The sequence below is a fragment of the Streptomyces sp. NPDC020490 genome, from assembly GCF_044335305.1.
Taxonomy (GTDB): domain Bacteria; phylum Actinomycetota; class Actinomycetes; order Streptomycetales; family Streptomycetaceae; genus Streptomyces.
The window spans coordinates 1-13287 of sequence record NZ_JBIRUY010000010.1; the positions used below are offsets into that span (position 1 = coordinate 1).

At 67.8% G+C, this 13287-nt stretch carries 3 protein-coding genes and 1 pseudogene; 1 reads left to right on the forward strand and 3 read right to left on the reverse strand.

Translation table 11 applies throughout. The annotated features are described in order from the left end of the window. Positions 1-95 precede the first annotated feature (95 nt). Positions 96-573, forward strand: a pseudogene (locus ACH4ZX_RS12905) (tyrosine-type recombinase/integrase); the annotation flags it as partial. Between the two features lie 381 nt (positions 574-954). On the opposite strand, the gene ACH4ZX_RS12910 reads toward ACH4ZX_RS12905, so the two are convergent. The 3 genes from ACH4ZX_RS12910 to ACH4ZX_RS12920 all read right to left on the reverse strand — a co-directional run bounded on the left by ACH4ZX_RS12910 (position 955) and on the right by ACH4ZX_RS12920 (position 13177). After that, a complete protein-coding gene (locus ACH4ZX_RS12910; protein ID WP_398271611.1) occupies positions 955-7824 on the reverse strand; it encodes a polymorphic toxin-type HINT domain-containing protein in 6870 nt (2289 codons plus the stop codon). Between the two features lie 161 nt (positions 7825-7985). Further along, positions 7986-11582 (reverse strand): LamG-like jellyroll fold domain-containing protein, encoded by a 3597-nt coding sequence (locus ACH4ZX_RS12915; RefSeq protein WP_398271613.1) that lies wholly within the window; start codon positions 11580-11582, stop codon positions 7986-7988. Between the two features lie 71 nt (positions 11583-11653). Next, a complete protein-coding gene (locus ACH4ZX_RS12920) occupies positions 11654-13177 on the reverse strand; it encodes a VCBS repeat-containing protein (protein WP_398271615.1) in 1524 nt (507 codons plus the stop codon). Positions 13178-13287 lie beyond the last annotated feature (110 nt).

Genomic DNA, 13287 nt, shown 5'->3' on the forward strand with positions numbered 1-13287 from the left:
GACCACCCGCGCCATCCGCGACCAACCCGAACGGGCCCTCCCCATCCTGGGCATCACCTACAAGCCCGACCTCAACGGAACTTGATCAAGCCCTGACCCGCACCAGCGGCCTCACCCACCTGCCCACCAAGACCCGGGCCTCCGAACGCAGAATCGCCCTCCCCACCGAATGCCTCCACTCCCTCAAAGAGCCCCAGCAACAGCAGGACGAGGAGCGCGAAACCGCAGGGCCAACCTGGCAAGACGGCGCGCGTCTTCACCACCCCTACCGGCCGGCCTCTCGACCCGGCCAACCTCACCCGCCGCTTCCGCAGCTTCCTCAACCGGGCCGGCCTCCGCCGCATCCGCTTCCACGACCTCCGGCATTCGACTGCCACCCTGCTCCTGGAACAGGGGATCGACCTCGTCGTGATCAAGGAACTCCTCGGGCACGCCCACATCGGCGTCACCGCCGGCGTCTACGCCCACGTACGACTCCCACTCCAGCGGGATGCCATCGACGCCCTGAGTCACGCTCTCAGCGGCCAGGACGACGACCCCGACGACCCACCAGCCGCACCCGTCGTCCGTTGACGTTGCCGTCAGCGTTGCCGTCAAACGACTCAGAAGCCCCACCGAAATTGCTCTCGGTGGGGCTTCTGATATATCCAAGGACATTCCGCCTTGCTGTTGCAGAAACAGACGGATCAGAGCAGAGCTCTATCCATCAGTCCAGTTGATTCAGTTCAGCACTGATTCTTTCTCCTTCGGCGCGAGCAGCGGCCGCTTCGGCGGCAGCTCTCTGGCGATCTTCCTCATAGATGAGAACGCCGGCCAGTGAATCCAAAGCGTCTGCAATCCTTTCCCGCCACGCGGCAAAAGATTCAGTTTCACGCCCACCCGGAGGCCTTTCGGATCGCACTTCTCTCAATCTTTGAAGTGCGGCGCGCAACTCTGGAGAGACGGGCATGAGACTCACCCACGTCCACCGATTAGAGGCAAGAACCGTTGGCAGGCAGGGCATGGTGCGATCAGCTCGCCATGATTCTCAATTGGGAACGAATTCCCTCTACCGCCACCACCGATCATGACGGACTGGAATGTCGACCCTTCCAGTGGGATGCCAGCATTCTCGAACTGGATGGCACACCCAACTTCCCCACATCCGCCATGGTGTCCGGAGTTGGCTACTGCCCTCGCTGTCTGCGGAGGCATTGCACCGCTACGCGTATCCGTCGCATAGGCGAAACGGACATGCTCTCCATCCGCAGAAGTAATCTTTGTCGCAACGTTGGGTCGCGATTCCGGGCTCATACTCAGCGCCTCGTCTGCGAAGTCGAGCAAGTCATCAGCGGCCTCACCACAGTTGTGAACGAGAACCGGCGTAGCCCCCGCCAGCACATAGTACGTATGCAGGTCACTGACCGTCAGGTTGTGCACCGTCGCTGTCAGAGCCGTCCAGCGCTTCACCGCGGTGATCTGGACCCGTGTTCCCGCGCTGGTGCGCAGCCAGGTGCCGGCCTTGAGGTCCGTCGCCTGGAGCCACTCGCCGAGTTGCGGGACCCAGAAGGGGTGTCCGTCGGTGGCGGTGACCGAGGCGGTCTTGGTGCCCTTCCTGCCGTCGATGTCCACGGTGATCTTGACGAGGTGCTTCAGGCCCTTGCCCTTGATCTCTGCGGTGACCGTCTCGGTCTTGGTCTCGCCCGTCTCGGGGTCGGTGGCCAGGACCTTGTCGCCGACGTCGACGTCCTTGATCTTCTTCGTCGAACCGTCGGCCATCAGCACCCTGGTGTCCGGGGTGAAACTGTTGACCAGGCAGGACGCGGCAGCCTCGACTTTCTCCGCCGCCTTCTTGCTCCTCCGCCAGCCCTTGAACTCGGCCCACAGCTTCCTGCCCAGGCCGACGATCCGCTTGCCCACGGCAATGGCCTTGTCGACCCTGAGCCCATACTTGACCGCCAGTCGGGCAGCGGGACCGCCGCCGATCAGTGAGGTGATCACATTGAGCGCGGTGGAGCCGCAGGAGCCCAGGCTTCCCGTCGTGAAGCAGTCAAGCGCGTCCGTGAGGCCCAGTTCGTCCGCGATGATCTGGCCGAGTTCCTTGGCTATGGCGATGGCCCGCTGCTTGGCGGCGTCCTCCTTGGCGCGGGCCTCGTCCGCTTTGGCCTGAGCCGGCGTGTAGGTGTACGTGCTGTCGTACGGAGTCTGGCCACCCGACAACCCGGACGCGTTGTCCGTCCACGCGCCCCGGTTCTTCGAGGTTCCTGGTCCGCACTCGTTCCAGCCGCCCACGCAGTTGGCCAGCCGCAGACCCGAGGCGTCGCTGTACGTGACCGGGCTGTTGTTCGCGTACGCGTAGCCGTTGATCTGCTGCGGGTCGCTGTAGTCGATGACCGGGTCGGCCGAGATGAAGCGGCCCGTGTCCGAGTCGTACTCCCGTGCCCCGAGTGTCGTCAGGCCCGTGAACTTCTGGACGGTGCCGCCCACGAAGCCCTTGTCGTTGACCCAGCCCGAGGAAGCGGAGGACGACGACGTGGACTCGTCCCGCAGGGTGCCGAACGGGTCCGTGCGCCGGCGGGAGGTCTCCCCCGTCTTGGCGTCGATGGCCAGTTCGGCCGTGCCCTGGTGGTCCGAGGCCAGGAAGTGGACACCGTCCGCCTCCCGCATCGCGACCGTCTGCCCGCCGAAGGAGTAGTAACGGGTCGCCGTCACCGCCTTCGTCGACTTGTCCAGGTGGAGCTCCGTGCCCGGCAGGTAGAGCGTCTTCTCGTCCGGCGTCTCACTGGTGATCCGCTCGCCCGAGGCGTCGTACTTGTATGAGGTCACCGTCCCGTCGGCGTTGGTGACCTTGGTCAGCTCGCCCTGCTTGTCCCAGTCCAGGGACTGGGTGTCGCCGTTCAGGACACGCGTCACGGTGTTGCCGGAGGCGTCGTAGGTGTACGTGTCCTGGGACGTGACCTGCGGAGTCGTGCTCGTCGCCTCGGTCGTCTGCGTCACCGACGAGACCGTGTGCGGGCCGGAGTCCGTCCCGTTCGGGCCGGACCCGTCCCCGTACGCGTACGAACGCGTGGACGTCGCGGCCCCGCCGAGCCCGTGCCGCACCTCGCTGGTGCGGTTGCCGATCGAGTCGTAGCCGTACTCCGTCCAGTACGGGGACACACCGCCGACCGTCGAGGACGAGGCGCCCGACGCGCACGCCGCGTCCGTACTGCCCGTGCCCGACGCGCTGTCGGAGGACACCGACGACGTCCAGGCGTCCGTCAGACGCTGGAGACCGTCGTAGCCGAAGCACTGCACGTCGCTCGCGCCGGTGCCCGGGGTGTCCGCGATCGACAGGACGTCGCCGGCGGCGTCGTAGGTGTAGCGCGCGTCGTACGCCAGCGTGGAAGCACCGCCGACCTTCACCGTCGCGCGGGACAGGCGGTCGGTACCGCGCTCGTAGTCGTACGACAGGGTCGACTTCGGGTCGTCGGTACCACCCGTCGTGAGCTGCAGTGCCGTCAGAAGCGACGTCGCCGAGTAGGTGGCGTCGGAGACGTAGCTCAGGCCGCCCAATGACGTGCTGAGCCCGACCGGCCGCTGCAGGCTGTCGTACTGGTAGGACAGCGCCTCCGCCGACAGGTCACCGGCCGCCGGGAGGCCCTGGCTCAGCACCGTCCCGTCGTCGTTGTACTGGGTCGTGAACTCGTAGGTGCCGCCCAGTTCCGGTTCGGCGGTCTTGGAGACCACGTACCGGGTCAGGGTCGGCCGGTAGTCGTTGTTCTCGTCCAGCTTCGGGTACAGCAGCGACGAATAGACCGCGCCGTCCTTGTAGGTGTAGGTGCCGTACAGCTCGCCCTTGTAGAGCGTGTCGTACTTCGCGACCGACAGCTTGGTCCCGGTGTCCACCTCGCCCAGCCAGGTCGACACCGCACGGCCCAGCTCGTCGTACTTGGTCGACGTCTTGTTGCCGCGGCTGTCCGTCACCGAGGTCGGACGGTCCAGCACGTCGTACGTGTAGGACGAGGTACCGGTGTCCGGGTCGACAGCCGTCTTCTTGCGGCCCAGCTGGTCGTAGTAGTACTGCCAGACGTTGCCCTTGTCGTCCGTGACCTTCGACAGCAGTCCCGCGGCCGTGTACTTGTACGCCGTGGTGACCGCGTCGCCGTCGGCCGGGTACTGGATCTGGGTGGTCGTCCGGCCCCGGGCGTCCGTCACGGCCGTCGTCTTGGTTCCGCCGGAGGGCGGGGTGGTGGTGACGCGGTCACCGCCGTAGGCGTAAGACGTCCGGTACTTTTCCTGTCCCTTGACCTTGAAGACAGTGGCGGTGGTGCGGCCCGCGCCGTCGTACTCGGTCTCCGTCTGCGCGTCGAGGTCGGAGTCGACGGGGACGAAGAGCGTCGCGGACGGGGCGCCGGTGGTGTAGTAGGTGTCGTTGACCTTGACCACGCGGCCCGAGCCGTCGTAGCGCGTGTCCGCCACCAGGCGGTTGCCGCCCGGCCCCTCGGTCTGCTCCTGGCGCGGCCGCAGCAGGCCGTCGTACAGCGACCATTCGCTGCCGTAGGACGTGCCGTCCTTCTCCACCTTCTGGGTGTGGACGGCGACGGGACCGCTGTCGCCGCGGACGAGGTACTCGTACTTGATCGAGGGCGTCTTGCCGATACGGTCCGGCAGCCAGACGGAGGTCAGGCGGCCGAGTCCGTCGTAGGCGAGCTCGGTGCGCTTGCCGTTCTGGTCGACCTTCGCGCTCGGCGCCCCCCACTGCGGGGCGTACTCCGTGGAGGTCGTCCAGCCGTCGATGTTGGTCACCGTCGACTTGGTGGCCAGCCCGTAGGTGTCCACGTATGTGGTCGACGAGGTGTACGTGGTGGAGGACGTGTAGGTCTGGGCGTCCTTCACCACGAGCGGCCGGCCGTAGTCGTCGTACGTCGTCACGGCGGTCGTCTGGTACGTGGCCGTCTTACCGTCGTGCGCGGACAGCCGCTTGACCGTCGTCACGTCGCCCTTGGTGGGCGCGGCTCCCAGCACGGTCGAGCCGTCGTAGAAGGTCAGGTCGTCGGAGATGACGTCCTTGGAGCGGTCCGGGGTGGTGGAGCAGTCGACGCCTACCTTCTCCACCCGTGACACGTACGTGTACAGGTGCAGGCTCGCGCTGTCCGCGTACTCGGTGCGGGTGCACTGGTTGTCGGCGACGCCGACCTCGCCGTCGTCGTCGACCTGGGTCGCACGGCCGGTCACGTCGTCGTAGCTGGTGGTCGACTTGGTGTGCTGCCAGCCGCCCACCGCGAGGGCCGTGTACGTGTCCGTGGAGCCCGCCGCGATGTAGCGCGCCCTGCGCGTGCCGAAGTCCTCCGTCTGGGTCGCCGTCACCGCGGTCCACGGCACCGTCACCGACTTCTGCGTGACGTCGGAGCCGTTGTAGGTGATCGTCTCCAGCTCCTGGCCGGCCTTCCAGTCGGAGTCGTCGTAGGAGACCCCGTTGGAGTCGGTGACCGTCGCCGAACGGGTGTTTCCGTCCTTGTCCACATCCCCGTCGAGGCCGCGGAAGAAGACGTGCTCGGTTTTGGTGTTCGAGGCGGAGTTGGTGCCGTCCGAGGTGACGACGCGGACCTTGCCGTAACCGCGCCAGTCGCCCCACGTCCGGCGCTCCGACGTGGTGATGCCGTCGGCCGGGGTCTTACGCCAGCCGGCATCGCCGAGGTAGGTGTACGAGGTGACCTGGTCGGCGTTGCCGCCGGTCAGGTCCTGCTCGTTGACGGACGCGACCACGTACTTGTGGAACCAGTCGACGATCGGGTCCGCCACACCCGGCGGATTCCACTTCACGGGGAAGCAGCGCTTGGTGGAGGAGTCCTCGGCGGGCAGGTCGCTCGTGGTGCACTGGGGGTCGGCGTAGTTCACGCTGAGCTTGCCACCGGTCTCGTTCTGCACCCCGCTGAGCCGGAAGCGGTAGAAGGGCTGGAGGTTGTCTCCGGTCTCGTCGACGCGGTTCGGCAACTGCTGGCCATAGAGCTCGATGGAGGGCAGGGAGACGTCCGTGCCCACCTTGCCGGTGTGGTCGATCTTGCTCAGCCACAGGGACTTGGAGCCGTCGCCGTTGTCGGTGAAGTCCTGCGTCAGGCTCCACTCGTCGACCGGACTGTACGTCGAGTCGCCGGTGCGGATCTGCGTGGTGATCTTCGTCAGCTTCTTGCGGGTCCAGAAGGTCGGCGAGTTCTGGCCGGGGCACTTGCTGTCGGCCTTGCAGTTCTGGTCCCAGGGGACGTCCGGCCAGTCGGCGGCCGTGGAGTCCGTGAGGTCGGAAGGCTCGCAGTCGGTCAGGTCGCCGATGCAGCGCTCGGCCGTGGTGAAGGCCACCTGCGCGGCCGGCTCGGTGGAGTACACCTTGCCGGCGCGCTGGCCGTAGTCGATGCGCTTGAGGTAGCCGCCGCGGATGTAGGGCTTGCCGTTCTCCGTCGTCTTCAGGCCCTGCGTGTAGTGGTTCGTCTCCGTGCCGTAGTAGTACGACATGGCGTTGCCGTGCGGGTCGACGACGTAGTCGAGGTTCCAGCGCCAGGCCTGCGTGCAGTACGCGTCGGCGAGGGTGGACTTGTAGCAGGGCTCGCCGGAGTCGTCGCCGTAGACGGGGACGGTCCACGTGGAGTCGGTCTCCTCGTTCCCGCTGGCATAGCCGGGCAGTCGGTCGAGGCCGAAGTAGTACTGGGTGCCGTCGGCGGTCGTGATCTTCCAGTACTCGCCGTTGTCGTCCCCGTTGGTGGCGCCGGTCAGGTGCTCGACCTTCGAGTTGTCGTCGTTCTTGACCCGCCACTCGCCGGTCGTGTCGTCCTTGATGAGCTGTCCGGAGGTACCGCCCGTGAGGGCGAGCGTGGCGTTGTCGTACGCCCAGCACTCATCGCCGTTGGTGTCGTCGTGTCCGTCGTCGGCGCACGGCTTGTAGCTCCGCTCGATGTAGCCGGGGTCGTAGGAGAAACCCTGCCCGATCCACGAGCCCTGGTTGTTGGTCGCCGCCGTCTGGCCGTCGATCGCCTGGGAGTTGTAGCTCAGACCGACGGTCGGCTGCAGGCCTCCGGGGACCGGCGGGGTGGTCAGCGGGTACGACCAGGTGAAAGCGCCCGAATTGGTGTCCACACCCCACTGCGAGGACGGAGCGAGGCTGGTCGCCTTGTAGTCGCCACCGTCACCACTGCTGCCGGAGGTGGCCGCGACCACGGTGGCGGACGACGTGCTCGAGCCGGCCTCGAGAAGCTGGGCGGACGGGCCGGAGGTGTCACCGGCCGCCCGCACCGTCGCCGTCAACGTCTGCTTCGCCGCGTTGTTGGTGCTCTTGAGGTACCTGGGCGTGGCGCAGGACTTCTTCTGCGGCGTGGTCAGCACGCACTCGGGGTACTGGGCGAGACGGAGTCGCGAACCGTACCCACCGCCGTAGGCGTCGGCGAAGCCCGAGTAGTCCAGGGTGACTCGGGCAGTCCCCGCGGCCGTGTCTCCGTCGGCCCGCGCCACGGCGAACAGGACGCCGTCGACGCCGGCGGCCTGGGCGGCCTTGCGTCCGAGGACCTCGACGCGTACGGAGCCGGCGTCCTTCTTGCCGCCGGTCGTCCTCACGGTCAGCGGCAGGCCCTCGGCCCTGGCCGCCTTGGCGGAGATGCCGACCTCGGCGCTGCCGGCCTTGGGCCAGTGCGCTTCCTCCGCGTGCTTGACCGCTGCCTTCCCCGCCTCGTCGTTCTTCCTGACGGTCCTGGGCTCGGCGTTCTTGCCCTGGACCGGGTCGTCCTTGTACGTCGGCATCTGCGGGGCGGCCGGGCTGGCATCGGCCGCGGGGGCGTACTGCGGCAGCAGCCCTATCGACAGGGTCAGACCGAGGAGCACTGCGGCTCTTCGTTGACCGCTGCGCCAGGCCGGTCTGACAGACCGGATCCAGGCAGGCGAGGACATGACATCTCCCTGTGGAGTCGGGTGGGCGGGAAGGCTGGGGGGCGGGAAGACGTGCGGGCGGACGGCCGTGGGCCGGCCACCCGCACGCCGTGGCGCTATGCCGAGGTCTCGTCGATGCTCGCGCCGGACGGCATGGCCGTCAGGAGCGCCACCAGTGATGCGTCCAACGGGCCCTGATACACGCGGACTTCGTCGACCGCACCGGCGAAGTACTCACTCGCGGTGGAGCCGGTCAGCGCACGTCCGATCTGCAGGCCGGTCGTGCTGAAGTCCCAGGAGTTGTCCCAGGGAGCATCGGCCACCGCGACACCGTTGACGTACAGGAGCACATCGCCGAAGACCGCGTTGTAGACCAGCGCCACGTGGTCGCCGTCGCCCTCGGAACTCGGCAGATGGCCGGCGTCGAGGAGTTCGGTCGTCACCGGGGAGGCGGAGTCCGCGTCCGTCACCACCAGTTCCCACGCGTCGTCGGCTGCCGAGTACCGCACCGTGGCCGCGCTGCCGTTCGTGCCGGGCAGCGACAGCAGGGTCTCGTCCGAGGCCGGATCCGCCGTGGCGAGGCGCGCCCGTGCCGTCACTGTGAAGCTGTCCTGCGCGGAGAGCAGCCCGGCCGCGCGAGCCGCGTAGGCGTCGGTGCCGTCGAGTGTCAGGTTGCCGTCGCCCCACAGGGGTTCGGCCGGAGGGGTGCAGTCGGGGTCGAGGTCGGCGTCGCAGGACTCGTCGGGGACGTAGATGGAGGCGCCGCCGCCCAGGGTCAGTCCCGTGCCGCCACCGGTCTCCGGGGAGACACCGGACGTCGCCTCGTCCAGCTGCCAGTACGCGAGTTGGTGGGGCTGGACACCGCCGAGTTCCTGGCCTTCGGCGGGTGGGATCACGCGGTCGTGGATCTTGACGTCGGCGACGCTGCCCTTGAGGTTGCCGGTGTAGCCGTCGAGGCCGATCTTCCGGCCGATCTGCACGGCGCCCGTGGCGTTCCAGGACGTGTGCCGGGCCTGGACGTCGTCGGCCACGAGGACCCCGTTGACGTACAGCATCATCTTGCCGGACTCGGCGTCGTACACGCCGATCAGATGTGTCCAGCTACCGGGCACGGCGGCCGCGCCGGAGACCTTCCAGGTGCCGAGCGACTCCATGTCGCTGACGGGGATGCGGAAGGTCCAGGACGCGCTGTCGACGTCGTAACCGAGCTCGAAGCCGGGCTGGGCGGTGCCGTCCTGGCTGACGACGGTGACGTTCTCGGTGGGGAGGGCGGGCAGCATCACCCAGGCGCTCACGGAGAAGGTCCCGCCGGTGTCGACGGCGGGCTCGCCCGCGTCGAGGTAGGCGTTCGCGGTGCCGTCGAAGGAGACGGCGGTGTCGGTGGAGCCGAGCGGACCCTGGACACCGAAGGTCACACCGGAGCCGGCCGTGGCGTCGGGGGTGCCGCTGCTGCCGACCGCCCGGGTGGCACCCTTGGCGTCACCGAGAGTCCAGGCGGCGACGGGGGCACGGCCGTCGCTGACGAGGAACACGTGGGTCGTCGGGTTCTTCTGCGAGTTGCCCGCTCCGTCGATGGCCGTGACGGTGAGGAAGTAGGCGCCCTCGTCCGGCGGCATCCAGCGGATGGTGACGGGAGCTCCGGCACTGGCCGCCGGCACGGTGACACCCGCGGCGTCCTCCTCGCTCACCATGGGGCCGCTGAAGGTGTAGAAGTACTTCGTCACGTCGGCGTCCGGCGAGTCCATGGTGAACGAGCCGTAGTCACCCGTCCCGACGTGCGTGGTCTCGTCGTCGGGGTACTCCGGCGACGAGATCACCGCCGGCTTGGGCCTCGTCTTGTCGTAGACGAACTCGCAGCGGGTCTGGTCGCCGTCGGTGGACCAGGGCCCGTACGACTGCTGGTCGAAACCACGGACGGCCCAGGCGACGACCGTGTTCTGCGGGACGGAGAAGCTGGCCTCGCCGTCGCCCGAGACATCGCTGCCGACGGTGTAGCTGAAGACCGCCTGGCCGGTCTGGCCGCCCGAACCGGTGACGGTGGACGTCCCCACCTTGCCCGTCTGCGCGTAGTGGACGACGGTGTTCCCGCTGCTGTCCGTCCACCACACCTTGAACTGGGCCTGCAGGCTCTCCTGGAGGCCGTCGTTGTCGCCGTGGTCGTAGTCCTTGATGACGACCCGGACCTTGGGAGCTTCCGTCACGTAGTGCTCGGTGGCCTTGCCGTACTCGCAGCTGCCGCCGGGCGTCATCTTCATCTGGTCCGTGTCGGGCTCCAGCGGCGGCCGGTTGTAGGTGACTTCGAGGTGCGCGTTGCCGCAGAACCGCTTCCAGTAGGACGTGTCGGACTCGCTGCCGGCCTTGAGGCGGAACGTGGTGGTGTCCCAGCCGTTGTCGGCGGCCTTCTGGACGGTGCTGGTCACCGTGAACCGCACGTTCTGGTTGGTCGACGTGCAGGAGCCGGCCGTCTCCGTCGGTGACTTGGTGCCGATCGTCTCCTTGGAGGAGGGCTGGTTCGACCAGTTGGTGGACGAACTGATCGCGCTGGCGCCGGTGCTGTTGACCCGGGCGAGCTGGACCTCGCGGGCGGCGGAGCTGTAGGTGAACACCTGGGTCACCGCGAACTCGGCGCTGACGATGTCCTTGCCCTCGAAGCCGCCGGTCGGAACGGCGAAGAACTGGCGCTTGACGTCGTCGGAGCTGGAACAGCGGTACGAGACGTCTGACGGGCACAGGCCCACGCCTTCGTCGTCGTCGAATTTCCAGAATTCGGCGGTCGAGTAGTGGGAGGACACCATGGTCCAGGCGCTGCGGTTGGCGGTCTTGACGACGGGGTCGATGTAGACCGGGTAGACCGTGTCGGCGTCGCCGAGCAGACCGGCGTCGGGGGTGAGCGTCACGGCTGCGGACGTGACGTCCATGCCGACATCGGCGACCCGGGCTCCCTCGGGGGGCGTCTGGGTGCTCTCGTCCCCGGCGGGCTGGTCGGCCGCGGCGTGGCTGGAGTCCCACATCACCGGCTGCGGCGCCTCGAAGACGGTGCCGCCGGAGCCGGTGTCGGTGGCGGTCAGCCCGCCTTCGCCGCTCTCCTCCAGCTTCACCGAGGAGGTACCGACCGACAGCTTGAGCTGCTTCAACCGGGGGTCGTCCGCCGCTTTGGCGTTCTTGACCACCAGCACGTGCGAGAAGCCCTCGGCGGTCGCGGTGACGTCCAGGTCCACCCCGGGTAAGACGTCGGCATAGGTGGCCGTCGAACCGTCGATCTCCGGCTCGGGCAGTTTGTCCGGCCAGTCGAGGGAGAGCGCGCGTCCGTCCTTCTCGATCTCCGCGAACGTGGTGTCGCCGCCGCCGGAGAAGGCCATGGCGGACAGCGCCGCCTTCGGTGCGTACCTGCCGTTCTTCTGCTTGACGAGAGTGGTGTCGATGGGCGTCCACTTGCCGTCGATCCGAGTGCGGACGGGCTGGACGTACTCGGTGGTCGTGAAGGTGCCGTCGGGATTGGCGACCGTGGTGCTGCGCTCGTCGCGGAGGCTCAGGATCTCCACCGGATCGCCGGTCTTCCGGGCTTCGGCCGGTGCGGCGGACGCGGTCAGCGACGGGCCGACGTCGGCGTGGGCGCTCGCGGCGGTGGCCGCGCGGACGGTGGCGGAAGGGCGTCCGGTAGCGGGTGCGGCGCTCATGGCCGCGGTGAGCAGGGCTGCGATGGTCGTGGCCACGAGGAGCGTGCGGTGTCCACCGCTGGTACGGGTCCTGATCCTGGACTGTCTTCTCTTCCCCGGCTCGCGGCTCATCCGACCACTCCGAACGCCTCACCAGCGTCGGGCAGGCCGCCCGAACCGGGCAGGTAGGTGGTGGTGCCGGTGCTGGTCGTGCCATCCACGTCCGTCCACGGCAGCACGTGCAGCACGCCCTTCAGAGAGCTGGTGGCCTTGCTGTAGGGCACGCCGACGTAGAGGTTGGCGGAACCGGCGGTAAGGGCGACCCCTGTATAGTCCCGGGCGGTCGCGGTGCCGGGCAGGCCCGAGCCCAGGGTGAGGATCTTGTCGTTCGTACCGACCGAGCTGTCCAGCGGGCGGAAGATCTGAATGGCGCCCGCGTTCTTGACGGTGTCCGCCTCCCGGCCCGGGATGCCGACGGCCAGCCGGACGGTGGCGGTGCTGGTGACGACGCTCGTGTTGGTGTTGGCGATGGCTACGCGCTGCCCGAAGAAGTCGCCCTGCGTCTCCGTACCGTCGACGCCGTCGGTCTTGGGGTCAATCCCGGCGACCAGGGAATACGTGCCCGACGGCTGCACACGCACCACCGTGACACTTCCGGTGTCGACGACTCCGTCGATGTCCTCGCCGGGTGTGCCCGCCACCAGAAGCGCATCCGAGTTGTACGTCTCGCCGCTCGGACGGTAGTTCGTCATGGAGATGGAGGTCCCGAAGGCGTCACCGGCCTCTGCCACACCGGGAACGGTGTCGCTGCTGGTCCCCTGGCCGATCCCGGCGAGCGCGGTGGGCACGCCGTCGGTGAAGGTGTGGTTGAAGACCGTGACGCCGCCTGCGAACTCCTCGTCCCCGATCGCCTCCCCCGGTCCGCCGACGGCGAAGTAACGGTTCGTACCCGCCAGCGAATAGCCGAACCGGTCGTTCGTCTCAACGATGCCGGGCACACCTGGGGACTTCTCACTAACGGAGGCCTTGGTGGCATCCTGAACGTACTCGATGCACCCGGCGTCCGTGTAAGTCGTTCCGCCGTCGGTGACGTTCTCACCTGGGACACCGATCACGAGGTAGGGCGAACCAGCCGCCGTCTCACCGGCCTTCAACGCGTATCCGAACCAGTCGTACGCCTCGGTGGCGGTGGTCGCGTCAAGTGAGGCCTGGGTGTAGGCCTCGATCGTCGAGCCCGCGCCGATGCCGGTCGGCGAGCCGTGGATCACATAGACCGCTCCGGCGTCCACCAGTTGCCTTCCACCGCTGGCTACGTCCTCATAGGGAGCGCCGACCACCAGGTCGGTGCAGCCGTCGCCGTCGGCGTCGTAGAACGCGCGTGACAGGCCAAAGTGGTCATTGGTCTCGGGCCTCGCATTCATACCACTGACCGACTGGGAGATCTCCGAGACCCCCTTGCCCCCTCCGAGAACCACGTGCACCAGCCCTGCGCCCACGGCGCCGTCGACCGTGGCGTTCGGGTCACCGATGACCGTGTCGGCGATACCGTCACCGTTGAAGTCGGTGGACGTACTCGCGGTACATGTGGCGGCGGCGGCCTGGGTCGCTTCGAGCGGTACCACCCCCGCGGCCAATGCGGTGATCCCGGCCACACCGGCCAGTAATCTGGCCACCTTTTTACGACTACACATACCCCACCCCGCCTACCTGACCCGGACCGATCTTGCCCCCGGCCAGCCACAGTGAATCCAACGAACACCAA